We start from the raw sequence: 23615 nt of genomic DNA, 5'->3' as shown, positions 1-23615 counted from the left end.
AAGGCAGCCAAGCGCGCCAGCATTGACGGATCGAGGAAACTCCGCTCTCTCGTTTTCGGTAGATGCCGCTGAGCCCGAAGCAGAAATATGCTGAATTTTGTCAAATAGACGTTCTGTCTGGTTCGACATAGGCTGGCTGTCGAGCTCGGCCCCGTCAAAGGATCGCCAATGATTAAGGGGATTGCCTTACTTCTGTTGTTTCAGCTTGTCGGAGAAAGCATCGTTTTCAGTTCCGGCATTCCCTTGCCGGGCCCCGTTGTGGGACTGGTTCTGCTTTTCATTGCAATGCAGCTGAGTGAGGTGGCAGGGATCGGCTTGTTCAACGAGGCAGAAACCGCAGCCGACGGCTTCCTGAGCAATCTCGGTTTGTTGTTTGTGCCCGCGGGCGTCGGCATCGTGGCGCTGTGGAGCGAGCTACAAAGCCAGGCAATCATCCTGTTGGCGATCCTCGTCGCCTCCGCCCTGTTGACCTTGGCCGCCACCGTCTGGACGTTCATTGCGGTGAAGCGGCTGATGGGCAGGAGCTGAGTGAATGCGACATCCGGCGGAACTATGGGTCTACCTGTCCACGTCGCCGTTGCTGTGGCTGACCCTCACTCTCTTCGCCTGGATCTTTGCGGTCTTTGTTTCCACGCATCTGAACCGCCATCCGCTGGCGAACCCGGTGCTGATCTCCATTGTTCTGTTAGGCGCCGCCTTGCAACTGTCCGGCGAGCCGTACCACAAATTCTTCGAAGGCGCTCAGTATATACATTTCCTTCTCGGGCCGGCCACAGTTGCGATTGCCGTGCCTCTGTTTCGCCAATGGAAACAAGTCAAGCGCATGTTCATGCCGATGATGGCCGCCCTTGCCGTTGGGTCTCTCACGGCACCCGTTTCGGTCATGCTTCTTGGAATGTGGGGCGGCCTTTCGCGCGATGTACTGATCGCCTTTTTGCCCAAGTCGGCCACTGCTGGCATTGCGATGGCCATTTCAGAGTCGTTGGGAGGAAACCCGTCGCTAACGGCGGTCCTGGTCGTTCTCACCGGGATAGCAGGCGCTCTTCTCGTCACTCCGTTCATGAATGCAATGCGCGTCAACGACTATGCCGCTCGCGGCTTCGCAGTCGGGCTTACCTCTCACGGCATCGGGACGGCGCGGGCGTTCGACGTCGATGAGACCGCCGGGCTTTTCGCCGGTATCGCTATGGCTCTGACCGCGATCTCGACCTCTCTGATCGTTCCGCTCCTCGTCAGAGCGTTCCTGTAGAATATGCATCGCCGCTGCCACCCGGTTGAGCCGCGGCCGCACGCAGCCCGTGACGCGCTTTTAGCGAAGGGCGGGGCGCGGCTGGCACATCCGGAACGCATGACGTAAGGTACCAAGGGTACATTCCAACGGCCGAACGGCCCCGTGCGGTCGACGGACACAATGGGGCTATTTCAATCCGGAGAACGCAATGATTTCGGCTTCGCAATGTCGTGCGGCAAGAGCTTTGGTTGAAATCACGCGTGGCAAGCTAAGCCTCAGGTCAGGAGTCGACGAAAAGGTCATCCATGACTTCGAGCGCCAGATCAGCAAGCCTGACGACAGGATCATCGAGACGCTCAGGTCTACGCTCGAGGACTTCGGGGCAGTGTTCATCGGCGAGAACGGAGGCGGCATCGGTGTAAGACTGAAGTTTACCGCAGCCGAAGCTCGTCAGATCGCCCGTCTTGAAGGCGAAGGTGGGGTCGTCGCGAACGACAGAGTACCATAACGGAGCCGTTCATCGCATGGCCCGCAAGTGCCTTGCAACATCGTCGAATGGCATCCACGCGGACATCGCGATTTTGGAAAGCCGCCCTTTCCCTTCGATCGCGGATAACCGGGATTTCGGTTATCCGCCTGTCCGTCATATAGGTGCGCCCGGCGAACGGCTGCGCCTCCAGCAGGGTGTCAGTCAGCAATTCGGCCGGCGCTTCGAACAACGGGCTGCCGGCGGCGCAATGGGAGCGAGGCACGTTCCGCGTATGTCGCTGCCAATCGGGGCGTAGTCGCTCGATTGCACGACACACCCGCCAGCAGAGCGTAAAAACTGTAAAGCCCACAAGGGCGACCCGATATGCTTGAAAACCATCCACAATGGTTCATCGCCAGCACGAGTTGGCCGGGCCGGCTTGAGGTGCAGCCGGCCGGGCAACAGTTTACGACTTTGGCAGCAGAACCTTGTCGATGACGTGGATCACGCCATTCGACTGCTTGACGTCGGCGATGGTGACATGGGCCGTGTCGCCGTTCTCGTCGGTCACGGTCACGTGGCCATTCTTGTCGCGAAGCGTCAGCATGCAGCCGTCGACCGTCTTGACCTTGTGAGCGCCCCTGTCGTCCTTGACCATTTTCTTGACGGCCGAAGCAGTCGCGTCGGCGGCAATGACGTGGCAGGTCCTGTCCTTCATCGAGGTGCGGACGATCAGTTTGGTGATGTCTGGCGGCATCATCTTAGTGGCTTCCGGCGAAGACCGAGGCGTAGCGCATGGCGAAGTCCGACCTTGCCCGTCGGCAAGCACTTGCGCCGCAATGCAGCGTTCTCTCGTCGCCACCCCCAACGTATTCAATCAGAGCGATCGTATGCCCCGATTTTGCCCGCCCCGTTGCTCCATCGGGCGACGTACCGACAATGCATCCGAAGATATTCATCCACCCTTCGCAGGAGTCCAGTTGACACCCCGGCAGAGCAGGCCGCCCAGAATGCAGCCGCGCGTGGTAAGACTGGTGCTGTTCACAATCACGGTTATGCGATAGGTTTTCTGCCGTTTAGGGTCGTAGGCCGTTCCAGTCAGTTCGGAGTCGGACTTGCGGTCAAGCGACATGACGAGGCGGTCTCCGACTTCCTCGCCCTTGCTCGTGTCCTTAATCCACAAATTGGTGGCGCAGAGTTTTGAGCCGCACGGGGCGATCCTGACGCGCGCATTGCCATCGTCACGGAGCCAAACGCCGTCCGGACTACGCTCCTGCGCGGCCAGAGCAGAGCAGCCTGCGAGCGAGATGTAGCAAAGTGCTGCAATGCGCCTCATCATCATGGTTCGATCTCCGAAGGGGCTTCATACGTTTCTACGAAGGACTTTCCCTTCCGGATCACATGCCTGACGCCGAGCAATCCGCGCAGGACGCGCATTTGGAACGTCGGCTTCAGTGATCCGAACACCATGCGAGCGCGTAAGTACGTTTGTCTCCAGCGGTGGAAGGAACGCTTCTTGAGAACCTACGGTATCGCTTACATCGCGACAGGTCTGGTGTTTCTCGCCATCGACGCGGTCTGGCTGACCGTTGCGGCGCAACGGCTGTATCGGCCTTTGATGGGCGAGATGCTGGTCGAAAGCTTCAGGCTCGCGCCGGCGGCGCTCTTCTATCTCATCTACATCGCCGGCATCGTCGTTTTCGCTATCGCGCCCGCCTTAGCCAGCGACAGATGGACGACGGCCACTTCGTACGGGGCGTTCCTCGGGCTTTTCGCCTATGCGACCTATGACCTAACCAATCAGGCGACGCTGAAAAATTGGCCGATTATGGTGACAGTCGCCGATCTTTTCTGGGGAACGTTCCTGACCGCGGTTGCGGCGACCGCCGGCTTCCTGATCGCCCGCGCTTTTACCGCCGCCCATTAGGGCGGCTCAGCAGCCCGGATGCGATCAGCCCCACGAAGATTGTGAGCGTGCCGGCGCTCATAGCGTTCAACCGGAAAAACGCCTGGTATTCGGCTGGTGTATAGAGGTGGAAAGGCGTGCCATACGCCCCGTCCAGCCCCAGATAAACAAGCAGGGCCACACCGATCAGGATAAAGGCGACAACCCTCTCCGAGGTCTTGAAGAACGTCGCCGCGATCAGCGCGCACGGAATGAGGAAAATCTCGACCCCTGACGCTTGGCCGAACGCTTTCGCGCTGAGAACCGTGTTGGCTATGCCAACGATCGGAAGAAGCGCGCGACCCGCTACAGGCCATCGTCTGGCCACTGCCGGCACGGCCAGAAAAAACGGCGTCGACAGGAACGTGAAAAAGACCGGCGAGACGTGGCCGCTGACCGTCCAATAGACATACAACGGATAAAAAGGCTGGTTGGACGCAACGACCAGGGCAATCAGGTTGCAGGACGCGACCGTGGGATCGTCATGGGCGGCATAGGCCGCAACTCGTTCCCAGACTTTGCGAACAAAGATGAAAGCCATCCCGCGCACTATGCCGGGCGCAGCAGATAATGGCTTACGCCCCATTCCTTGCCGCCGGCATGCCCGAATAGCCCCGCCGTCGCCAGATAGAACAGACGCCAGCGTTGCCGCCAGAGCGCGGCGTCGGCGCCGTAGACCTCACCCAGGATGCTATCGATCCGCTCGCGGTTTTCATCGTAGCGCGCGAGCCAGTCCACCGCCGTCTTCTGATAGTGAAGTCCGCTCCAGCGCCAATCCCGTTCAACCGCGAAGCAGTTCGGAAAATGCCGGATCAGGCCGTGGCTCGGCATGACGCCGCCGGTGAAAAAATGCTGGGCGATCCAGTCCGCGTCGTTCTTGTGGTCGAAACGGTAGGGGCTGTTCTTGTGGCTGAATACGTGAATAAACAGCCGCCCCTTCTCGGGTTCCAACCACGTCCTGATGCGACCGAGGAGCTCTTTCCAGTTCGACATATGCTCGAACATCTCGACCGAGACGATCCTGTCGTACGTCCCGTCGGCCATGAAGGCGTTCATATCCGCGGTAATGACACGGACATTGGCGAGGCCGCGCTCGGCTGCCTGCGCCTCGATATAGCGCCGCTGCGGCGCGGAATTCGAGACAGCTGTGACGGTCGAACAAGGAAAGCGCTCGGCCATGAACAGTGTCAGCGACCCCCAGCCGCAACCAAGTTCGAGGATCGATTGTCCATCGGCGAGATCGGCGTGCGCGGCCGTTTCCTCAAGCGCCAGACGCTCGGCATCGGCCAGCGTTTCCTGGCCCGTGGGATAAAGACAGCAGGAATATTTGCGGCGCGGCCCAAGCGTGAGAGCGAAGAACTCGGGAGGCAGTTCATAATGCTGCTCGTTGGCGGCGTCGGCATGTTCGGCTATCGGGTGTTCCGTCATTGCCCGCGCGAACTCTTCTTCCTCCCGGCTGGAGGCGGCGGCCAGCTTCCGTCTCGTGCGCCGACCAGGAACGCGATGCCCGCGCGCGCCAACGGGTCGGGGAGCGGCGTGCGTTCGGCGGCGCGGATCACCGAGGAAATCAAGCTCATCGGATGCTCCCATTGTTGCCGGCTTCGCCGATAGCGTGTTGTCGGCCGGGCCAGAAAGCGTTGACGCGGTCCTGGTATTCCCAGAAGGCCTTGCCGCGGGAGCGCAGCATGTGTGCTTCCAGCGGCGGAATTCCGGAGGCGTGGACAAGAAGCCAGTACATCAGCAACGGCCCGGCGAAGGCGAGCCAGCCCTGCGGATAGGCGCCTGTGAGGTCGACCGCGACAATTGCGTAGGCGAGCCAGCCTAGCCACTCGAAAAAATAGTTCGGATGGCGCGACATCCCCCACAGGCCCGCGTCGCAAACCTTGTCCCTGTTTGCAGGGTTTGCGCGAAAGGCGGCAAGCTGACGGTCGGCGATCGTTTCTCCAATCACCGCCACGATCAGGATGGCGACGCCGAGCCAGTCCAGCGTCCTGAGCCCGGGCGTCGGGTTGTGCGCGGCGAGCATGATCGAAAGCGCCAGTACCAGCGCGGCCAGTGCCTGGATCTGCAGAAACCAGAAGAGGCGGGTGTTGAAGGCGTCCCCCCACTCTTCACGCAATTGGCCGTAGCGAGGGTCATCGCCGCCGCGAGCGGTGCGCGTCGCGATGTGGATACCAAGACGCAGCGACCAGAAAAGCGCCAGCAGCGCTACGAGCACCTGGCGGAATGTCATTTCGGCGTCAGCGAACGGGACAAGGGCCACCGCCGCACCGAACACGCCGGTTGCGAACGACCAGATCGCATCGATCCAGCCGCACCGGCCGGTGCGAAGCGCCACGAGCCATGCCCCCGCCATTGTTGCCGATAGGCAAACCGCGAGTGCGACAATGGCGGTCGCGGCCGTCATGCCGTCCTGCCCCGCGCCGCCGTCCAATCCGAAAGCGCACCGGGACGGCTGTGTTTCAAGGCAAAACCGACGACATCGTCGAGAACCGGCGCCAGGAACCGCAAAGGACGCGCGAATGCGCCGATCAGCGTTCGGTGGTTGACATGGTCGTAAAGCTTGGTTTCGGCATCACCACCAAGCAATCTTATGCGTTCGGCGAGCCGAGACGTATTGCCGGATCGACACTCCGGTCATTCCTTCCGGTTGCCAGGAACGACGGTGGCGCATCCAGCCCGACGAAGTTGATCGGTTGCGTGGCGGCGAGATATTTCTCCGGCCCGAATATTTCCTTCAGAGTCTGGCTGTGAAGCGGCAGGAAGTCGTAAGGTCCTGCGAGGCCGATCATGGCGTTGAGATCACGGCTGGCATCCAGATTGACCCGCGCAAGCCATTTCCGGTCGAACGCCAGCATCGCTGCGATATGGGCGCCGGCGGAATGACCCATGACGATGACGCGGCGAGGATCGCCGCCGAATTCCGCAATGTGATCCACGGTCCATCGCAATGCCTCGGCCACGTCTTCGATAAACGCAGGAAAGCGAACTTCCGGGAAAACCCGGTAATCGGGAATGACGGCCGTAAAGCCTCGCGCCGCCAACGCCGAACCGACGAAAAAATAGTCGCCACGCTCGCCTTCCTCCCAACCGCCTCCGTAAAAAAAGACGATGACTGGCGACGGACCGTCCGTGGCTGCCGGATAGATATCAAGGACATGGCGAGGGCGGAGCCGTAGCGGATAGCACGTCGGGGGTGAGGTGCACCGATCCTGGCGATCGCGTTCAGTAGATCGACCGGCGAAGGAAACCCTTTCATGCGCCGGCCACCTCTCGAGGCGCCTTGGCCATCGGTCCGGCTGCGGCCATCGGTCAGAAGCCCACGATCGGACGCAGGAGGCGGCCCAGAAATCCATGAAGACGCGTGTCGCCTTCGAGGGCTGCCAGGCAGATACAGTCCGATTCCTGACCGACGACGGGACGATGATCGACATCGTCGCCGGCCTCGTCGAGATCGCCCGGAAAGTATTGACCGCGCTCGTCCGACAGCGACCCGGACAGCACCTGCATGAATTCCAGGCCGCTGTGTCCATGAGCCGGAAGATGGAGCCCGGCTCTGCCCTTGAGCAGCATGATTTTGGCGTCAGGGCTGCCGGCGATCCTGACCTTGCTCCATCTGAAACCCGGCCCTAACCATTTCCACGGACCGATCTCGCAGTCCTGCATCGCCCGAGGGAGCTCTATTCCCAAGGCAGGTTGCTTTACCCTCGCCGCTTTTTGTGGCCGCGACGGCAGGTCGGCCTCCAGCCTCTCCATGGTGCGCCCGAACAAATCCGCGGAAAGCGGGGCTGGCGGCATCTCGTCGAGGATCGCGCCGCCAACGGCCTCGAAGCCGACGAGACGGTCACGGCAAACGGCGCAGCGTTCGAGGTGTACGGATACGACCAGCGCCGGTCCGGCGCCCAGCGTCCCGCTCACCGTACGCATCAGCGTTTCGTCGCTGGGATGATGATTGATCGTCATAGATCGCTGTCCAATAGGGTGCGCAGCCGATTCAATGCCAACCGCACGCGGGATTTTACGGTGCCGAGCGGGATGCCGAGCTCGCGGGCGATCTCCGCATGCGGTTTCTCGGCAAAGAAAGAGAGGCGCACAATGGTTGCCTGGTCGCTCGGCAAGCTTGCCAAAGCCTTGCGCACCCCTTCTTCTCGTTCTGACGCGATCGCAATCTCTTCGCCGACGTCGGGGCATCCGGTTCGTCGCTCGGATCCAAGAGATGATCCGTCGCCCGGGAACGCGCCCGGCGCAATCGGTCGATCCTCTGATTGCGGGCAATCGTGAACACCCATGTCGATGCGCCCGCCCGATCCGGATTAAAATAGGATGCCTTGCGCCATAGAGCGATCATCACTTCCTGTGTCACCTCTTCGGCGATCGAATCTTCGAGACCGGAGCGCATGAGAAAGCTTTTCACGCGCGGCGCGAAATAAGCGAAAAGCCGAGCGAACGCATTGCGATCCCGCTTCTGCGCAACACCACAGATCAGGCTGATCAATTCCTCTGGTGAGGGTGGCGCCTCCTTTTGCCTGGCCTCGTTCAAGAAAATAAGCCTCGCTGCCGGACGGACCTGCCGCATGCGCTTGTCGTCGAACTGTATCTCTGCAGCATCCATTTGCCCTTCATACGCTCGAAACTCGCAACCGGATCAGGTTTCAAGTGATCTATCGAACGTCGGGTTCCGTAAACATTGGCAGTTTGGCGCGTGGAGGGAAATCCCTTGACCGGAAAGATTGCAGCGAATGAATGGAGCGAATGCAGGCAGTCCTTCGGTAAAACCCTTGATGTAGCCGTTATCGGCAGCGGCATTTCCGGGCTGTCCGCCGCATGGCTGTTGTCGAAACGCCATCGGGTTACTCTCTTCGAATCCGATAACCGCCTGGGCGGACATAGTCACACGGTCGATGCCGCAGGCCTTGCCGTCGACACCGGTTTCATCGTGTTCAACGCATCCACCTATCCAAACCTGACGGCGCTGTTCGAGCACATAGGCGTCGCCACCAAGCGGTCAGACATGTCGTTCGCCGTTTCTCTCGACGACGGCCGACTTGAATATTCCGGCACCGGATTGTCGGGACTCTTCGCACAGGGCCGGAACGCCGTAAGCCCACGGTTCTGGCTGATGCTCCGGGATCTCGTACGCTTCTATCGCGAGGCGCCGCGCAATGTTGCGGCGCTCGGCATGATGACGCTCGACGAATATCTCGACGCCGCCGGCTATGGCGATGGATTCCGTAACGACCATCTCTATCCGATGGCGGCGGCGATCTGGTCGACCCCCGCGGCGAAGATCGGAGCCTATCCCGCCGCTTCATTCATCCGCTTCTGCGAAACCCACGGGCTCCTAAAACTAACCGGGCGTCCCACCTGGCGGACCGTGGCCGGCGGCAGCCGCTCCTACGTGCGGGTCCTTGTCGGAGCTGTACCGGAAGTGGTGAACGGCTATCCGATCAAGGTGATCTTGCGCAACGCGAGCGATGCCGAAATCATCGGACTCGATGGCCATCGCCGACGTTTCGATCAGATTGTCGTGGCGACCCACGCGGATCAGGCGCTGTCAATGCTTGCCGATCCTAGCAGCGAAGAACGACGCCTCTTGAGCGCGTTCGATTATCTCGTCAACGACACCGTTCTTCACTCCGACGCGCGCCTGATGCCGCAGCGGCGCCGGGTGTGGTCGAGCTGGAACTATATGACCAGGAATGACCGAAACGGCCGCAGGCTCGCCGTCACCTATTGGATGAACCGCCTTCAGGGGATCGACAGCGAGCAGCCGCTGTTCGTGACCCTCAACCCTCATCGCGAGATCGCACCGGAGGCGGTCCTCAGGCGAATGCGCTACAGCCACCCGCGTTTCGATGCCCGGGCAATGCAAGCGCAGAAGGAGCTTTGGTCCATACAAGGCATCCGCAACACATGGTTCTGCGGCGCATATTTCGGCGCGGGGTTTCACGAGGATGGACTGCAGGCCGGTCTCGCGGTCGCCGAAGCTTTTGGCGGCGTGCGTCGGCCCTGGACGGTCCCCGAAGAATCCGGACGCATTCACGTCCACGACGGCGCGCCCATCCGGCCGGCGGCGGAGGCAGCGTGATGCCAGGCTTCCGATCAGCGCTCCACGCTGGCTCAGTGATGCACCACAGGTTGCGGCCCAGAGAGCACCGCCTGCGCTATAGCGTCTTCTACCTTCTTCTCGATCTCGACGAAATCGACACGTTGGCGAGCAAGCTTCGCTTGTTCTCGCACAATCGCTTCAACCTCTTCAGCTTCCACGATCGTGATCACGACGCCGAAGCAAAAACGTCGCTACGCGAGAAGATTGAACGGCATTTGCGGGAAGCCGGAATAGATTTCGGCGGCTCGATTCAAATCCTCACCATGCCGCGCATCCTGGGATACGCCTTCAATCCGCTCAGCGTCTATTTCTGCCATAGGCACGACGGATCGCTTTCCGCGATCTTCTATGAGGTAAACAACACATTCGGGCAACGCCACAATTACCTCGTTCCCGTGCTCCCCGGCATAAACGGCCCGATCCGCCAGGAAAGTCAGAAATCCTTCTATGTCTCCCCTTCATGACCACCGACATGGTCTATTCCTTTTCTATAAACCCTCCAGGGAAGGATCTGGCGGTTTCGATCACTGGACGCGATGACGCCGGACCGCTGATCGTCGCCAAACTGAGCACAACCCGCCAGGATCTGACGGACGCCGCGCTGGGCCGCGCCTTTTGCCTCTATCCGCTTATGACCTTCAAAGTCATCGCGGGCATCTACTGGGAAGCGCTGCTGATCTGGCTGAAGGGCATTCGTCTGCACCATCGGCCTTCACCACCCGATCAGGCCGTCACCATTGGGCATAGCGCGATGCCCGAGATCGATCATCGGGAAAAGAACACCGCGAATGGTCTTTGAAAGCAAAGCACGCGAACCGGCCAGTCTCGGCGGGCCGAAGGAAAGCACCGCCGCCCGCGCGGTGCGTCGGCTGATCGCGCAGATCGAGTTCGGCCGTATCACAGTCGTGCTGCCCTCGGGCGGTCACGTCCAACACTCCGGAACAGGGGCCGGACCTTCCGCGACGCTTGTTCTGCGTCGCTGGCGCGCGATTAGGCGGCTGATCGGTCAGGGCGACTTAGGCTTTGCCGAAGCCTACATCGTCGGAGACTGGTCGAGCCCGGATCTTGCCGCGTTGCTGGAATTGGCGGCGCGCAACATCGCCGCGCTCGACAACAAAATATCTGGCTTCTGGCCTGTTCGGCTGCTCAATCGCGCAAGGCATCTCCTGCGGGCGAACAGCAAGCCGGGGAGCCGCAGGAACATCGCCTTTCACTACGATCTCGGCAATGATTTTTACCAGTGCTGGCTCGATCAGAGCATGACCTACTCGTCGGCGCTCTATACGGATCCGGAGCAGACGCTCGAAGCCGCACAGGACGCCAAGCTGTCAAGGATTGAAGATCTCCTGAATCTCCGCGGCGGCGAGCATGTCCTCGAAATCGGCTGCGGCTGGGGAGCGCTGGCCGTAAAGCTGGCTCGTGCCGGTGCTCGCGTCACAGGCATTACCCTATCGTCCGAGCAACTGGCCTTCGCCCGGCAGCGTGTGAGAAAGGAAGAACTCGCCGACAAGGTTGAGTTGGAATTGATCGACTATCGCGACGTCAGAGGAACATACGACAGGATCGTCTCGATCGAGATGCTGGAGGCCGTCGGCGAGGCGTACTGGCCGGTTTATTTCAAGACCCTGCGCGAGCGTCTTAGCCCTGGTGGGATCGCCGCCCTGCAGGTGATCACTATTGATGAGGCGCGTTTCGAAGATTACCGTCGAACTCCGGACTTCATCCAGCGTCATATTTTTCCAGGTGGAATGCTCCCCACGAAAGCGGTCATTGCTGGCCAGGCCCGGGCTGCCGGTCTGACACTGGTTTCAACACAAAGCTTCGGCGACGACTACGCCAAGACCCTGGTCGAATGGCGCAAACGCTTTCTGGCGGCTTGGCCGAAGATCGAAGCGATGGGCTTTCCTGAACGATTCCGTCGGCTTTGGGAATATTATCTCTGCTATTGCGAGGCCGGCTTCAGGGCCGGAATCATTGATGTCGGATTTTACGTCTTGCGCGAAGCGGATGCTAATCCGGGTGTTTGAAGGCGCTGCCGGGTTTTCCGGCGATCCAGTTTGCACCAGCCTGAAGACGGAGCGGCTGTTGCATCCGTCAAGCCAGATCGTCATACGCTTTTAACGCCCGGCGGGACCGGCGCAGGATAAGCGACGCCCGTTTTCGGATTTCGTCCCGATGCTTTATCGGGAGCCTGCCGTGGGCGGTGGATGGCGGATGCAGGAAACTCGTCAAGCTCAGGAATCCAACGCCTTACATAGTCGCCCCCGGGATCGAATTTTTGCCCCTGAAGGGTAGGGTTGAAGATGCGGAAATATGGCGCGGCATCGGCACCGGACCCGGCCACCCATTGCCAACTTGCAGCATTGTTGGCCGGATCGGCATCGACTAGCGTATCCCAGAACCAAGATTCGCCGTGGCGCCAATCGATCAACAGATGCTTTATCAGGAACGACGCGGCCACCATGCGCACGCGATTGTGCATCCACCCGGTATTCCAGAGTTCACGCATTCCCGCATCGACAATAGGGTAGCCCGTTGTCCCGGTCTGCCAAGCCCGAAATGCTTTTGGATCTTCCTTCCATGGCATCGCGTCGAAACGCGGCTGCAGGTTTTGAGAAGCAAGGGCCGGGTTGTGATAGAGGAGGTGGTAGGAGAATTCCCGCCAGCCCAGTTCGGACTGGAATTTCTCCAGGTTGCGATTGCCGGTTCGATGAGAGGCCGCATTCGTCGCGGCCGCCGACGCATGCCACACTTCGCGAGCTGAGATATTCCCGAAGCGCAGATAGGGTGAAAGTCGCGAGGTATCGGGCCGACCGGGACAATCCCTGAAATCAGCATATTTCCCCAGGTGCTCATTCAAGAATTTTTCAAGCTGCACCTCCGCGCCAGCCTCGCCGCGTTTCCAATTGGCGCGCAATCCGCCGGCCCAGTCGGGCGACGAAGGTTCGAGCCTCAGGTCGGCAAGGGCAAGGCAGGACAGTTCGTCGCTGTGCGACCCGTCGAAGAATTCCAGTCGCGATGGCGCGCGGAGCGGCAGTTCCGGATCTCCTACTTGATGAGCGGCGCGCCAGAATGCGGAAAAGACCCGAAACGATCCGCCTGTCTTTGTCTTTACCGACCACGGTTCGTAGAGCAGGTGGCCGTTGAAGCTTCTCGCCTCGACTTTTTGTGCCTTCAGCGCGGTCTTGACTGTCTCGTCGATCGCTCGCTCTGCTGCGCCGTATCTTCGGTTCCAGAAAACAGCCGCTGCATTGATCATGGCGGCAAGACGAGGGATGACCGTCGACGCTTGGCCTCTATGGATGAAAAGGGGGCCGCCCCGTCGACGCAAAGCATCGTCCAATTCCTGCAACGAGCCGTGAAGCCACCAGCGTGAAGCCCCGCCGAGCGGGCGCAACCCCTCGGATTCTTCATCGTCAACATAGATGCAGTAAACAGGTCGTCCAGATTGCGCGGCGGCATTCAGCGCGGGATTATCCCCCAAACGCAAATCGTCTCGAAACCATACTATTACTGGCCGCGAGATGTCCTGATTTGCGTTGTCATCAGCCATGCGTGTCGCGGTCCCTTTAACCGTTCAGACGCCAGATCTCGAAATTGAGCAAGGACGCGAACGCCACCCAGGCTGCAAGCGGCACGAGGCAGAAAGCGGCCGCGAGATCGAGCCTGCGGAACCGATCGATCGTTGCCAGGATGAGCAGGAATTGCGGCACTATGTCGAGCAGGCCGGCGAGCGGATTGTGCAATCCGAAAAACAGCCATGACCACATTGCGTTCAGTGCAAGTTGAAGAAAGAAAAGCGTCAGCGCGAAACGACGCTCAGCGTCATCGTCGGAAATTTTGAGAACGCGCCACGCCGAGTAGGCCATCAGAAGGTACAAAACTGTCCATACGGGCGCGAAAATCCAGTTCGGTGGATTGAACGACGGCTTGACCAAGCCCGCATACCATGAAGCGAGGTTGGGATACGTGGCCCACTGTCCCAAAAGCGAGGCTGCAATGACCGGAACGATGACGATTGCGGCTCGAAACCAGGGAGAAATAGCTTTTTGGCGAGTATTCATTGGGATGCAGCGGGTTATGATTGCGTTGTCTATGACATGGGCACCCTCGCGTTTGTCGTCCATCCGCCGAAATAGCGGCCGCCGCCAAACCCGAGGGACATCAAAGCAATATGGAAACTTACCAAATTCTTCATGCTTCGTTTTACGTAGTTCGATGGATGATGGATCACCTTCTAGGCCTTTGAAGCGCACGAGAGCGGTATTCCATGGGGAGGTCGCCGTCAGACGATGTCGTTGCTTCGCGGCGTGGCGGGCTCGCCTCCCTGGCGATGCTGGACTGGGCGGTCACTGACTTCCCACAACCTTAAGAGCAGCCCGCCCCCGCAGCGTGCGGAAGATTGTCGACAAACCGGGCGCGACACGAACTGATTGCCGAAGCAATACGCGGGAACGAAAGCTATTCGGCGTGGTGCGCTTTTTCTCGGTTCGGAAGCTTCCAGTTCGGCCGGGGGAAGTGACAGGCGTAGCCGTCCGGATAGCGCTGGAGATAGTCTTGGTGCTCCGGTTCCGCTTCCCAGAAATCGCTCGCCGGCGTCACCTGGGTCACGACCTTTCCGGGCCAGAGGCCGGAAGCGTCCACATCGGCGATCGTGTCTTGCGCGACCCGCTTCTGCTCGTCGGTCGTATAGAAGATCGCCGAGCGGTAACTGGAGCCGATGTCGTTGCCCTGGCGATTGCGAGTCGTCGGATCGTGGATCTGGAAAAAGAACTCGAGGAGATCGCGGTAGCCGACCTTGTCCCGATCGAACACGATCTCGATCGCTTCGGCGTGGGTGCCATGGTTGCGATAGGTGGCGTTCGGCACATCCCCGCCGCTATAGCCGACGCGGGTGGAAATCACGCCGGGACGGCGTCGGATCAAATCCTGCATGCCCCAGAAGCAGCCGCCTGCGAGCACCGCGCGTTCCTTGGTCATCGTTTGAATCTCCTGGTTCGAGTTCTTCCATCATATAGGCGCTGTCCGAGACGATCGCAGTGGGAAAGCGGAGGTTGACGGACCCTTTGCCGAAGGCGTCCGGCGATCGCCGCGACGAGTTTTTTCGCAGCCTATCGGCGGACCGCGAGTGACCCTGCGGCACGGCAGGCATAGCAACGACGATCGGATCTCTTGCGAACGAAACGGAAACAATGCTGCATGTGGCGATGAACATCGCCTTTGATTCGCCGAAGCCTGTCGACTACTTGTCGAGCCTCAACGAGCGCCAGCGCCTGGCGGTCGAACACGGCTCCGGCAAAGTTGCCCGGCCGCTTCTCATCATCGCCGGAGCAGGATCGGGCAAGACCAACACGCTGGCACATCGCGTTGTCCATCTTATCGTCAACGGTGCGGATCCCCGCCGCATCCTCCTGATGACCTTCTCCCGACGCGCCGCGGTCGAGATGACCAAGCGGGTGGAACGCATCGCGTCCCAGGTGCTCGGCGACCGGGCTTCCGTCATGACCGATGGCCTGACATGGGCGGGGACTTTCCACTCCGTCGGCGCGCGCCTGCTGCGCGACTATGCTTTGGATATCGGCCTCGATCCGGCCTTCACAATCCATGACCGCGAGGACTCCGCCGACCTGATGAATCTTATTCGGCATGAGCTCGGCCTTTCGAAGACCGAAAGCCGCTTCCCTGCCAAGCAGACCTGCCTGTCGATCTATTCCCGCTCGGTCAACGCGCAGGCGCCGCTTGACGAGGTTCTCGCCGACGACTTTCCCTGGTGCCACAACTGGGTCGACGAACTGAAGAAGCTGTTCGCCGCCTATGTCGAGGCCAAGCAGGCGCAGAACGTGCTCGACTATGACGACCTGCTGCTCTATTGGGCCGAGCTGGCGAAGGAAGCCGCGTTTGCCGAGGAGATCGGCTCCCGCTTCGATCACATCCTGGTCGACGAGTACCAGGACACCAATCGCCTGCAGGCGGCAATTCTTCTGGCGCTGAAGCCCGACGGGAGCGGCGTGACGGTCGTCGGAGACGACGCGCAATCGATTTACGCGTTCCGCGCGGCGGACATCCGCAACATCCTCGACTTTCCAAAGAGTTTCACGCCTGAAGCGGAAGTCGTGACGCTCGATCGCAACTACCGCTCGACCGAGCCCATCCTGGCTGCGGCAAATGCGGTGATCGCCGAAGCTGAGGAACGCTTCACCAAGGACCTTTGGACAGAGCGCAAGTCGTCGGCGAAGCCCGCGCTCGTCACTGTCCGCGACGACACCGCCCAAGCAACCTATGTCTGCGACGCGATCCTCGCCGAACGGGAAGCCGGCACGCGGCTGAAGGAGCAGGCCGTGCTCTTCCGGACGACGCATCACAGCGGCTCGCTCGAGGTGGAACTGACGCGACGCAATATCCCGTTCGTCAAGTTCGGCGGCCTGAAATTCCTCGATTCCGCGCACGTGAAAGACGTCCTGGCAACCTTGCGCTTCGCCGAGAATCCGCGTGATCGCGTCGCCGGCTTCCGCGTGCTGCAGCTCCTGCCCGGCGTCGGCCCCTCCTTCGCCGGACAAGTGATCGACGCTATGGAAACTGCACTCGACCCTACCATGGGACTTCAGGCGCTGCGTGCCCCTCAACGCGTGGCCGAAGACTGGCCGGGATTCGTAACGCTTTTCGATGAGCTTAGACGTAAATCGTCAAGCTGGCCCTCAGACCTCGAACACGTACGGCTATGGTACGAGCCGCATCTCGAGCGCATTCACGAAAGCGCGGCAGCCCGGCGCGGCGATCTCATGCAACTGGAGCAGATTGCCGCCGGCTATCCGTCACGCGAACGTTTCCTGACCGACCTAACCCTCGATCCGCCTGCGGCCAGCAGCGACCATGCCGGTCCGCCGCACCGCGACGATGACTATCTCTTCCTGTCGACCATCCATTCCGCCAAGGGACAGGAATGGAAGAACGTCTACGTCCTTAACGTCGTGGACGGTTGCATCCCCGCCTGCCTGGGCGCCGGCGAGCGCAAGGAGATCGAAGAGGAACGCAGGCTTCTCTACGTTGCGATGACGCGAGCCAAGGATTCATTGCATCTCATGATGCCGCAACGCTTCTATGTCGAGAACCAGGTCGGACGCGGTGATCGACATGTCTACGGGCTGCGCTCACGGTTCATTCCGGATCACGCGCTCCAGCATTTCGAACAGACGACTTGGCCCGTGGCGGAAACCAAATCGGGCATGGGTGCGAGATCGCGAGCCAGCGTCGATCTGCGTGCCAGAATGCGCGGGGCCTGGAGTTGAGCGGCCCGGCGTTTTCAGCACAGCGCATGCTTGCCGGACAGGAGCCTGAATAACCGGGATTTCGGTTATTCAGGACACCGCAATCTATCGACGATAACGTCTGTACGTGCCCAAGCTCGTCTATCCAAACGCCCGCTCAGCTAGTCAGTCTTGCCTGCCTCGGCCCGGGCGGCTTGTTCGGCGGCATCGAGATCCCCGTCCGCTTCGTCTATCAGCCTTTGCGCCTCGTCGCCTGATATCCCGGTCTTGATCGCAAGCGCCTCTTGGGCCAGCACATCGTCCTTCGCCACGCGGCCCGTGTCGCGTTTTCTCGCCTGGCCAGGCGAAACCGTCTCACCGCTGACGTCGGTGCCATACACGGTTTCCGGCACGGCCTGCCCGTGGTACTCAAGCTCATCACGGTCGAGTTCATCGATGGCCTGGCGCCAATGCCGTTCATGCTGACCGTCAGGTCGGCCCTCGCGTTCCCAGATCTGGTATGCACGCTGCTGAATTTTCTCGTGTCGATCGGCGCCCATGGCGGCCTCCCTGTGCAAGACGATAGGCAACGCGGGAACCGTCAGATCGATCCAGGCATTTCTGCGCGGAACGGAAGATTTTCGGGTCCGCAAGAGAACAGGTCGACTCCCGAAGGATAGGGCTATTCGTTCTTTGTGATCGTGCCGTGGTTCAATTCAATCACGTCGGCGCTGGCGATCTGGCGGGTGAAATCCCTCCGCAGTTCCCCCAGGTCCCGAGAAGTGCGCCGAAGCCGCTGCACCGGATTGGCGTGTCCTCGTCAGGTTCCTCCGGAATGTCCATCCGGATCGTGCCGCAGCGCTTGCAATCCAGCAAATCGTCAAGGCGCTTCCTGACCATCTGGCCAACCTCCCGCAGCCATAACGCTATCAAAGGGAGAGCAAGGAGTCACGGATGAATCATAGCGTCGCATCACCGTGAATGGTCAGTGCGCCACATTGGCCGGAGAACGATCGAGAATTGCAATTCGATCTCCTACAGCCTCAACGATCGCCCGCTTGCCGAATGCGTGCGCGCCTCCGATCGACCCAGCTCATGATAGGCGACGCGCTGACTCCATGGAGAACCACCGAACACAGGACGACGAAGGCAGACAAGGCCCAGATTCGATCCACGTCTTCAAAGTTCGCGCGACTGACGGCAAAGGCGAGATAGTAAATTGTCCCAAGTCCGCGGATGCCGAAAAATGCAACCAGCCCTTTTGCGGCCGTTGGAATCGGCGACGAAGCAAGACTTGCCCAGCCTGACAGCGGTCGGACCACCAACAGGAACAGAAGGCCGACCAGAATATCCCGCCAGCTTAGCGGGGCGAGCAATCCCATCTCAGCGTGGCTCCGAAGACCAGCATGATCAGCACCATCAGGATGCGCTCGATTTGCTCGGAGAACTCGGCCATCGCGGCATGGAATCCATGACCGCGGTCTGTCGCCCGCAACGTCACGGCGGCGATGAAAACGGCCAAAAAGCCATAGCCGCCCAACGCCTCGGTCGCGCCGTACGAGATCAGGGTAACGCCAACCGCGACGAGTCCGTCCCCGGTCTTGGCGAGCTCGAGGCCCGGGATTTTGAACGCCAAAATACCGAAGCACCAACCCGACAGGAAACCGACGGCACCGCCAACGAATATCCGCAGCAGCACGTCGCTCAGGAGCCACTCCTGCCAAGTTGATTGGAACGACGTGGCGGTGAGAGCAATGGCTAGGAGCACGAACGGAAAAGCGGCCCCATCGTTGAGTCCGGCTTCCGAGGTCAGGACAAACCTGACCTCTCCCCCTTCTTCCTCGCCGGGCGGCTTTGCCTGGACCTCGGCCGCAAGCACGGGGTCAGTGGGAGCAAGGGCAGCTCCGATCAGAATGGCTGACGCCAGGGAGAAACCCGCCAGCCTCCAGCAGAGCGCAGCCATGCCAGCGATCGTCAACGGCATGGCGACGACGATCATCAGGAGGGTTGAGACCCAGCCCCGCCAGCTGAGTGGCCTTTTGATCCGGAGCCCCGCGCCCATCAGCGCGACGAGTATGACGAACTCAGTGAGACGCTCGACAACATCGGGTCGATAGGCCGCCCGCACCGCATCTTCCGGCCACAGCAGCGGCATTGCCGCATAGCCCGCCGCCATCGCGACGATTGGCAGGGAAAGCGGCAGCCGCTTCAATAGCATCGGCAGCCAGGCCGTGAGCAGGATCGCAGCGCCGACCGCTGCCGTCGTCAAGGCGTCGTAAGACGAAGGCTCAAACATCACGGCGAAACCCTTCAGGGCGCGACCTGTTCCCCTACCGGGCGTTCGCAGCCGAGAAACCTGCAATGCCGGTCTCGTCTCCATCGACGGAACGTCGGTGGCGGGCGGCCCCCGGCGAAACAACGGCAGCCCGGGCGACGACCCGCACGGAATGCGTCGATCCCATGCTGGTTGGAGCAGTCAGATCCTAAGGGTTCGCAGTGTGATGGAGTAACGATGACGGGCAACCGGCGGAATGCTGTGCTCCCATTCGTCGCGCGACCGTCCGGTCATGAGATAGGCCGACCTCGGTTTGACGGTAATCGTCTTCCGGTCCCATTTCAGGCCGTCCTTGCGGCGCAGCCGGAAACTGCACGCTGCGAGCAACGAGACTCCGGCCACCTCCCCGAATTGGGGCTTGTCTCGATGCCAGCCAATGCCCGCGCCTTCCCGGTACTCATTTATCAACACCTGTTCGAAGGCTTTCGCCGACCGACCCGCGAGTTGGGCGACTTTCTCGCGCAGGGGCATAAGGAATTCCGGGATCGGCGCCGCTTCGACGACTGCCCTTCGGTCGTAGTCGTAACGCAAGCCGAATCCCACCACCCGCCGGTTGGCGAGGTGCCCGTGGAAATCGAAGGGCTTGAAGGGCAATTCCCGAAGCCGGCGGACGAGGTCCGATTCTTCCTCGTCCGATATGAGGTGTTCCCGATACAGAAAGCCGTCAGGCAGACGGTCCTGGCTTGCGAACAGATCTCCCTGCGTCATCGGGGGCGATTGGGCGACAACCGTCGCTTTCCTCTTTCATGAAGCTGGCCCGGCCTTCGCCTACGGAACCCTCCTTCCTTTTCCGGACCTGTATGCCGGAGCGTCTGGATCGAAGGCTGTCCATCCTTCCGCCTCGTAGTCGCGACGCCGCGAATCGAGGTCGACAGCAGTTGACTGTCCGAGAATCCGCTCAGCCATCGGCGCGAGCTCGTCGCTGACTCTAGCAGTTACAAGGGCACCGCCGCGCCGGATTCCCTCTGCGTATACGTGAGCATCCCGCTCGGAAACGCCGGAATCCGTGAGCGCTCCGATGATGCCGCCGGCGACGCCTCCAACCGCCGCTCCTGCCGCCGCCCCGACGGCAGTCGCAGCGAGCCATCCGGCCGCGACGACGGGACCGACTCCTGGAATGGCCATGACGCCGAGCCCGGTCAACAGTCCACCCGCGCCGCCGACAACGGCGCCGATCCCGGCGCCCGCGCCTGCGTCTTCAGCCGCGGCAGATCGATCATCGTCGCGGTACCATTCCTCTGAATTGTTGGCGACGATGCTGATGTCGTCGCTGGGCACGCCCGACGCTTCGAGTTCTCCGACCGCGTCGCTGGCATTATCGTAATCGTCAAAAAGTCCGTTTACGGTTCTCATTTGAAATGCTCCTGGAGATTGTTCACTTGGAGGCGGAGGTGACGTTGCCCTTGTAGTCAAGGGCCACCGACACGCTCTTGCCGTCCTTCCGCGCCTGCCCGCGCCAGATTCCGCTGTCGTCCTTCGCGAGCGCCGAAACGTCGGAGTAGCCCGCTTCCTGAATGCGGTCCTTAGCCTGTCCTTCCGTGAAGCTGTTGGCTCCGGGAAGCGGCGGCTTCCCGCCGTTACCGCTGGCGTCGTCGGTGCCGGAGGCTGCGGGCTGCACAGCAGTGTCGCTCCCGATCGTTTCGATCTTTTCCTGATGCATCTTGAGTGTGGGAAGCGTTTCCCCGCGAAGGCCTTCAGCGCGGCATTGTCGCCGTCCTTCGCATAGCTCTCGAAAAGCGACACCGCTTCCTTGTGGGCGTCTCGCTGCATCTTGACGTACGGCTGATCGAACGATGCGCCCTTGGCATCCTTGAGCTTGTCCAGCTGCGCCTGGTGTTGATCGTCCAGCGCGGTAGGCACGGTAAGATTCCCCTTTTCGGCAATGGCTTTCAGCTTCGTGTTAGCGGCTGTGTGGTCAGTCACCATCGTGTGGGCGAAATCCTTTACCGCCGCGTCCTGCGCCGCGCCGTCGGCGAGTCTGCTGGTCTCGACCTCGAACATGCCGCCGACGGCGGCTTTGTTCACGAAGTCTTGGGAGGTATCGGCGGCGAAAGCCGACCATGAAAGCGCGATGAGCGCCGCTCCCGAAACAGAGGCGATTAGCAGTCGGTTTCTCATTGAAAGATGTCCTCGTTAGCCTTGGGTCGGATTGGTGGAAGCAACAAGTGGCGGCGAGAATGGTTCCGGCCCGGCGCCGATTCATCGCCCCTCCCGATGAGCCCAGAAGCATCCCGGTTCGTTCGACATGCCTCGTGCGGCTGAAAGCCTTCCGACGGTCGATACGGCGTATGAAGGTCGGCGAGTTTAGCGCGCACGGCTTTAGAGCAGCTTTCCGCGATTGGGCAGTTGACGAAGCTGGTTTCCGCGAGACACCGCAGGAGCGGCCTTAGCTCATAGGGTCGGTGACGAGACTGAGCTGGCCTATCGACGCTCCGACACCTTGGCGCGGCACCGCGAGCTTATGGTCGCATGGCGGACTATTGCCAGTCTTCGAAAAGCTTCTGCAGTGCGGCGGGTGAACCTCAATGCAATTTCGTTTCGATCCATCGTCTCACGCCCGAAGCTGCGCCCCAAGGGCCTCAAGCGCCTTCACGTCCTCGGCATACGATGCCGCGTGATCCGGGTCCCGCTCTTGCTGCTGACGGTAGAAGTCGAGCCATTTCGGAAGATCAGAAATCGGGAATGTACCGGATCACGGCCCCGTCGACAGGGTAAACGTTCCCGCCACCAAATCGTATGTCGCTGTTGTCTGCATGTTACCGATATGACGCCAAGTCCTCGTCGCGTGGCTCTCATTTCGGCACGAGGCCGCCTTAATGAATACTGTCTTGGAACTGAATCGCTCAGGCGGGGTTGAAGGGTTCAGGGCCTCGGCAGTCGCGGGGTCTTTTTCGTATAAGGTCGAACATGGAAAAGACTTTCAACCGCATGGCAGAAGCTGTCGCGCGTGCCACTGGGCGGCCTTGGGCTTTTGCCACATGTGTTGCGTCGGTCGTGATATGGGCGGTTTCAGGTCCGTTTTTCGGGTTCTCGGAAACTTGGCAACTCGTGATCAATACTGTTACCACCATCATCACCTTCCTGATGGTTTTCCTGATCCAGAACACGCAGAACCGCGACGGTGCCGCAATTCAGGCAAAGCTTGATGAGTTGATCAGATCCGGAAACGGCAAGAACGATTTTATGGGATCGAGCACTTAACCGAAGCAGAAGTCGAGGAGTTCCGAGAGCTTTGCAAAGACGGCAAGGAGCGCGCAGGCCGCACCAGTCAACGGGCAAAATGCGTGAGGACGATGGCTATGACAACACGTCTCGTTGAGCCGCTTCAGCTTGTGATTGTAAAAAGCCGCCTGATTCACCGAGCAGAACGCGAAAGAGCCTCATCCAGGTCGGCAAGCAAATCTGCCGCCGAGCGGGTAGCTTCCGTTCGCGCGGTATCCATGCCGGGCAGCAGCGACGGCGGTACGCGACTGCTCGAACGCCGTCCCGATACTCGAAGATGCACCATTGGCGGTCCTGGTGCTGGCGCTCTATTGGCCCGAGCGGGCTGTTGCCGTCGTGCGAATGTCGGATAGAAAGTTGATCCAATCGCTGATGGCACGCTTCTGGGTGGAGTTCATCAATCAGGCAATGGTCGAGGGTGCGCAGACCATCGTCGCGCCGCCGGCGCGCTGTCGGCAGCGCAAAGGCAGCAAATTGCCCACTGACGCTCCGCCGACACGAAACCCGCTGGATCAGGGTGATCACCGGTCTGGAAATCAGTGTCATATGAATTTGTGAGGACATGGTCGCGCTAGGACCGACTTGACGAAGCCGCATAGCTGTTTCGCTTCTCATTGTCCTATTCCTGGCGGGAAACGTAAACTTCGTCACTCGCAGAGCGTTTCAGTTTGTCCTTCGGGGTAGAGTACGCAGTGAGAAATCCTGCGTGTTGTCGGTTGGCCGAAAAAGTCCCTGTCTGCCTATTAATCAGCGAGAGCTACCGACCCATCGAACTCCACTGGGAAGCGACGATGGTCGGCACACCGCAGCACCAACAGCTCGATATCCTCCAAAGCGACATTTAGGTGTGCATGGCGACGCCTAAGCATCTCCGCGATGGCAGCCACGTTCACAATCCGACTGGAAGTGATGGCTTCTTCCACGGCAGCACCGACATCGCTGTGCAGTCCATCGTATGATGCGCTGCTCATCTCTACCTCCTTCTTTCGCGACCAGATTTTGTATCCTTTTTCTGAAAATGGCAACCGCAACAATAAAATTATTATAGTAAAAACAACTA

Annotated in this window: 23 protein-coding genes and 6 pseudogenes; 10 read left to right on the top strand and 19 right to left on the bottom strand. The window is 60.4% G+C overall.

Going from position 1 to position 23615, the window contains the following annotated elements; translation table 11 throughout:
- Positions 1–168: 168 nt before the first annotated feature.
- The 3 genes from FZF13_RS00745 (at position 169) to FZF13_RS00735 (ending at position 1739) form a co-directional block, all read left to right on the top strand.
- Positions 169–528, top strand: coding sequence for a CidA/LrgA family protein (locus FZF13_RS00745; protein WP_065996670.1), 360 nt, complete (start codon positions 169–171; stop codon positions 526–528).
- 4 nt (positions 529–532) lie between these two features.
- Positions 533–1249, top strand: a complete 717-nt coding sequence (locus FZF13_RS00740; RefSeq protein WP_065996669.1) for an LrgB family protein — start codon at positions 533–535, stop codon at positions 1247–1249.
- A 190-nt stretch (positions 1250–1439) separates the two neighbouring features.
- Entirely contained in the window at positions 1440–1739 is a 300-nt protein-coding gene (locus tag FZF13_RS00735; protein WP_065996668.1) for a hypothetical protein, read from the top strand.
- A 427-nt stretch (positions 1740–2166) separates the two neighbouring features.
- On the opposite strand, the pseudogene FZF13_RS00730 reads toward FZF13_RS00735, so the two are convergent.
- Both FZF13_RS00730 and FZF13_RS00725 read right to left on the bottom strand, forming a co-directional pair.
- Positions 2167–2406 (bottom strand): annotated as a pseudogene (locus tag FZF13_RS00730) (fasciclin domain-containing protein); the annotation flags it as partial.
- Positions 2407–2655: 249 nt separating this feature from the next.
- Entirely contained in the window at positions 2656–3042 is a 387-nt protein-coding gene (locus FZF13_RS00725; RefSeq protein WP_065996666.1) for a DUF2147 domain-containing protein, read from the bottom strand.
- Positions 3043–3216: 174 nt separating this feature from the next.
- On the opposite strand from FZF13_RS00725, the gene FZF13_RS00720 reads away from it, so the two are divergent.
- Positions 3217–3627 (top strand): DUF2177 family protein, encoded by a 411-nt coding sequence (locus tag FZF13_RS00720; RefSeq protein WP_065996665.1) that lies wholly within the window; start codon positions 3217–3219, stop codon positions 3625–3627.
- Here the strand turns inward: FZF13_RS00720 and FZF13_RS00715 are convergent.
- From FZF13_RS00715 to FZF13_RS00690, 6 genes and pseudogenes are all read right to left on the bottom strand, one after another.
- Entirely contained in the window at positions 3611–4186 is a 576-nt protein-coding gene (locus tag FZF13_RS00715; protein WP_065996664.1) for a hypothetical protein, read from the bottom strand. The two genes, FZF13_RS00720 and FZF13_RS00715, sit on opposite strands and share 17 nt — an antisense overlap.
- Positions 4187–4194: 8 nt before the next feature.
- Positions 4195–5222 (bottom strand): annotated as a pseudogene (locus FZF13_RS00710) (SAM-dependent methyltransferase).
- On the bottom strand, positions 5219–6052 hold the full coding sequence (locus FZF13_RS00705; protein ID WP_065996709.1) for a DUF1295 domain-containing protein: 834 nt from the start codon (positions 6050–6052) through the stop codon (positions 5219–5221). The pseudogene FZF13_RS00710 and the gene FZF13_RS00705 overlap by 4 nt, the downstream one beginning before the upstream one ends.
- A 184-nt stretch (positions 6053–6236) precedes the next feature.
- A complete protein-coding gene (locus tag FZF13_RS00700; RefSeq protein WP_246192413.1) occupies positions 6237–7001 on the bottom strand; it encodes an alpha/beta hydrolase in 765 nt (254 codons plus the stop codon).
- Positions 6958–7608 (bottom strand): ChrR family anti-sigma-E factor, encoded by a 651-nt coding sequence (locus tag FZF13_RS00695; RefSeq protein ID WP_065996661.1) that lies wholly within the window; start codon positions 7606–7608, stop codon positions 6958–6960. The genes FZF13_RS00700 and FZF13_RS00695 overlap by 44 nt, the downstream gene beginning before the upstream one ends.
- Positions 7605–8044: pseudogene (locus FZF13_RS00690) on the bottom strand (sigma-70 family RNA polymerase sigma factor). The gene FZF13_RS00695 and the pseudogene FZF13_RS00690 overlap by 4 nt, the downstream one beginning before the upstream one ends.
- A gap of 318 nt (positions 8045–8362) precedes the next feature.
- Here FZF13_RS00690 and FZF13_RS00685 point away from each other — a divergent pair.
- The 3 genes and pseudogenes from FZF13_RS00685 to FZF13_RS00675 all read left to right on the top strand — a co-directional run bounded on the left by FZF13_RS00685 (position 8363) and on the right by FZF13_RS00675 (position 11781).
- Entirely contained in the window at positions 8363–9733 is a 1371-nt protein-coding gene (locus tag FZF13_RS00685) for an NAD(P)/FAD-dependent oxidoreductase (protein ID WP_065996660.1), read from the top strand.
- Positions 9733–10553: pseudogene (locus tag FZF13_RS00680) on the top strand (DUF1365 domain-containing protein). Before FZF13_RS00685 ends, FZF13_RS00680 begins: the two are co-directional and overlap by 1 nt.
- Positions 10543–11781, top strand: coding sequence for an SAM-dependent methyltransferase (locus tag FZF13_RS00675; RefSeq protein ID WP_065996658.1), 1239 nt, complete (start codon positions 10543–10545; stop codon positions 11779–11781). Before FZF13_RS00680 ends, FZF13_RS00675 begins: the two are co-directional and overlap by 11 nt.
- An 80-nt stretch (positions 11782–11861) precedes the next feature.
- Here the strand turns inward: FZF13_RS00675 and FZF13_RS00670 are convergent, their stop codons facing one another.
- The 3 genes from FZF13_RS00670 to msrA form a co-directional block, all read right to left on the bottom strand.
- Positions 11862–13307: a cryptochrome/photolyase family protein gene (locus FZF13_RS00670; RefSeq protein WP_083237602.1), complete on the bottom strand. Its 1446-nt coding sequence runs from the start codon at positions 13305–13307 to the stop codon at positions 11862–11864.
- A 16-nt stretch (positions 13308–13323) separates the two neighbouring features.
- Complete coding sequence (locus FZF13_RS00665; RefSeq protein WP_245317376.1) at positions 13324–14010, bottom strand: TspO/MBR family protein; 687 nt, start codon at positions 14008–14010, stop codon at positions 13324–13326.
- Positions 14011–14215: 205 nt separating this feature from the next.
- Positions 14216–14734 (bottom strand): peptide-methionine (S)-S-oxide reductase MsrA, encoded by a 519-nt coding sequence (gene msrA / locus FZF13_RS00660; RefSeq protein WP_065996656.1) that lies wholly within the window; start codon positions 14732–14734, stop codon positions 14216–14218.
- A gap of 227 nt (positions 14735–14961) precedes the next feature.
- On the opposite strand from msrA, the gene FZF13_RS00655 reads away from it, so the two are divergent.
- Positions 14962–17040, top strand: a complete 2079-nt coding sequence (locus tag FZF13_RS00655) for an ATP-dependent helicase (RefSeq protein WP_065996706.1) — start codon at positions 14962–14964, stop codon at positions 17038–17040.
- A 140-nt stretch (positions 17041–17180) separates the two neighbouring features.
- Here FZF13_RS00655 and FZF13_RS00650 read toward each other — a convergent pair whose 3' ends face one another.
- From FZF13_RS00650 to FZF13_RS29200, 7 genes and pseudogenes are all read right to left on the bottom strand, one after another.
- On the bottom strand, positions 17181–17558 hold the full coding sequence (locus tag FZF13_RS00650; protein ID WP_065996705.1) for a DUF2934 domain-containing protein: 378 nt from the start codon (positions 17556–17558) through the stop codon (positions 17181–17183).
- A gap of 483 nt (positions 17559–18041) precedes the next feature.
- Positions 18042–18380 carry a cation:proton antiporter domain-containing protein gene (locus tag FZF13_RS29210; RefSeq protein WP_246192412.1) on the bottom strand — a complete coding sequence of 113 codons (339 nt, stop codon included), beginning with the start codon at positions 18378–18380 and terminating at the stop codon, positions 18042–18044.
- A complete protein-coding gene (locus FZF13_RS00645; RefSeq protein ID WP_246192411.1) occupies positions 18359–19294 on the bottom strand; it encodes a cation:proton antiporter in 936 nt (311 codons plus the stop codon). The genes FZF13_RS29210 and FZF13_RS00645 overlap by 22 nt, the downstream gene beginning before the upstream one ends.
- Before the next feature lie 180 nt (positions 19295–19474).
- Positions 19475–20041 carry an alpha-ketoglutarate-dependent dioxygenase AlkB gene (locus FZF13_RS00640; RefSeq protein ID WP_065996653.1) on the bottom strand — a complete coding sequence of 189 codons (567 nt, stop codon included), beginning with the start codon at positions 20039–20041 and terminating at the stop codon, positions 19475–19477.
- Positions 20042–20101: 60 nt separating this feature from the next.
- On the bottom strand, positions 20102–20686 hold the full coding sequence (locus FZF13_RS00635) for a general stress protein (RefSeq protein WP_065996652.1): 585 nt from the start codon (positions 20684–20686) through the stop codon (positions 20102–20104).
- Positions 20687–20708: 22 nt separating this feature from the next.
- A complete protein-coding gene (locus tag FZF13_RS29205) occupies positions 20709–20993 on the bottom strand; it encodes a PepSY domain-containing protein (protein ID WP_246192415.1) in 285 nt (94 codons plus the stop codon).
- 68 nt (positions 20994–21061) lie between these two features.
- Positions 21062–21334 (bottom strand): annotated as a pseudogene (locus tag FZF13_RS29200) (DUF4142 domain-containing protein); the annotation flags it as partial.
- A gap of 906 nt (positions 21335–22240) precedes the next feature.
- Here FZF13_RS29200 and FZF13_RS29190 point away from each other — a divergent pair.
- Both FZF13_RS29190 and FZF13_RS00620 read left to right on the top strand, forming a co-directional pair.
- Positions 22241–22587, top strand: a pseudogene (locus tag FZF13_RS29190) (low affinity iron permease family protein); the annotation flags it as partial.
- 253 nt (positions 22588–22840) lie between these two features.
- Entirely contained in the window at positions 22841–23113 is a 273-nt protein-coding gene (locus tag FZF13_RS00620) for a hypothetical protein (protein WP_065996649.1), read from the top strand.
- A gap of 185 nt (positions 23114–23298) precedes the next feature.
- Here the strand turns inward: FZF13_RS00620 and FZF13_RS00615 are convergent, their stop codons facing one another.
- Positions 23299–23526, bottom strand: coding sequence for a hypothetical protein (locus FZF13_RS00615; protein WP_065996648.1), 228 nt, complete (start codon positions 23524–23526; stop codon positions 23299–23301).
- Between the last annotated feature and the right edge of the window lie 89 nt (positions 23527–23615).

The organism is Mesorhizobium terrae, from assembly GCF_008727715.1.
Taxonomy (GTDB): Bacteria; Pseudomonadota; Alphaproteobacteria; order Rhizobiales; family Rhizobiaceae; genus Mesorhizobium; species Mesorhizobium terrae.
Note: the sequence above shows the minus strand (reverse complement) of the source record. Positions and strands in the feature narration are given on the sequence as shown.

What these genes read in the sequence shown, in the direction of transcription:
- FZF13_RS00635 (WP_065996652.1), bottom strand. Translation starts at nt 20,686, where the DNA reads ATGAGAACCGTAAACGGACTTTTTGACGATTACGATAATGCCAGCGAC.
- FZF13_RS00735 (WP_065996668.1), top strand. Translation starts at nt 1,440, where the DNA reads ATGATTTCGGCTTCGCAATGTCGTGCGGCAAGAGCTTTGGTTGAAATC.
- FZF13_RS00640 (WP_065996653.1), bottom strand. Translation starts at nt 20,041, where the DNA reads ATGACGCAGGGAGATCTGTTCGCAAGCCAGGACCGTCTGCCTGACGGC.
- FZF13_RS00740 (WP_065996669.1), top strand. Translation starts at nt 533, where the DNA reads ATGCGACATCCGGCGGAACTATGGGTCTACCTGTCCACGTCGCCGTTG.
- FZF13_RS00700 (WP_246192413.1), bottom strand. Translation starts at nt 7,001, where the DNA reads ATGGATTTCTGGGCCGCCTCCTGCGTCCGATCGTGGGCTTCTGACCGA.
- FZF13_RS00705 (WP_065996709.1), bottom strand. Translation starts at nt 6,052, where the DNA reads ATGACGGCCGCGACCGCCATTGTCGCACTCGCGGTTTGCCTATCGGCA.
- FZF13_RS00715 (WP_065996664.1), bottom strand. Translation starts at nt 4,186, where the DNA reads ATGGCTTTCATCTTTGTTCGCAAAGTCTGGGAACGAGTTGCGGCCTAT.
- msrA (WP_065996656.1), bottom strand. Translation starts at nt 14,734, where the DNA reads ATGACCAAGGAACGCGCGGTGCTCGCAGGCGGCTGCTTCTGGGGCATG.
- FZF13_RS00695 (WP_065996661.1), bottom strand. Translation starts at nt 7,608, where the DNA reads ATGACGATCAATCATCATCCCAGCGACGAAACGCTGATGCGTACGGTG.
- FZF13_RS29205 (WP_246192415.1), bottom strand. Translation starts at nt 20,993, where the DNA reads ATGCATCAGGAAAAGATCGAAACGATCGGGAGCGACACTGCTGTGCAG.
- FZF13_RS00650 (WP_065996705.1), bottom strand. Translation starts at nt 17,558, where the DNA reads ATGGGCGCCGATCGACACGAGAAAATTCAGCAGCGTGCATACCAGATC.
- FZF13_RS00670 (WP_083237602.1), bottom strand. Translation starts at nt 13,307, where the DNA reads ATGGCTGATGACAACGCAAATCAGGACATCTCGCGGCCAGTAATAGTA.
- FZF13_RS00675 (WP_065996658.1), top strand. Translation starts at nt 10,543, where the DNA reads ATGGTCTTTGAAAGCAAAGCACGCGAACCGGCCAGTCTCGGCGGGCCG.
- FZF13_RS00745 (WP_065996670.1), top strand. Translation starts at nt 169, where the DNA reads ATGATTAAGGGGATTGCCTTACTTCTGTTGTTTCAGCTTGTCGGAGAA.
- FZF13_RS00655 (WP_065996706.1), top strand. Translation starts at nt 14,962, where the DNA reads ATGAACATCGCCTTTGATTCGCCGAAGCCTGTCGACTACTTGTCGAGC.
- FZF13_RS29210 (WP_246192412.1), bottom strand. Translation starts at nt 18,380, where the DNA reads ATGGGATTGCTCGCCCCGCTAAGCTGGCGGGATATTCTGGTCGGCCTT.
- FZF13_RS00725 (WP_065996666.1), bottom strand. Translation starts at nt 3,042, where the DNA reads ATGATGATGAGGCGCATTGCAGCACTTTGCTACATCTCGCTCGCAGGC.
- FZF13_RS00615 (WP_065996648.1), bottom strand. Translation starts at nt 23,526, where the DNA reads ATGAGCAGCGCATCATACGATGGACTGCACAGCGATGTCGGTGCTGCC.
- FZF13_RS00645 (WP_246192411.1), bottom strand. Translation starts at nt 19,294, where the DNA reads ATGTTTGAGCCTTCGTCTTACGACGCCTTGACGACGGCAGCGGTCGGC.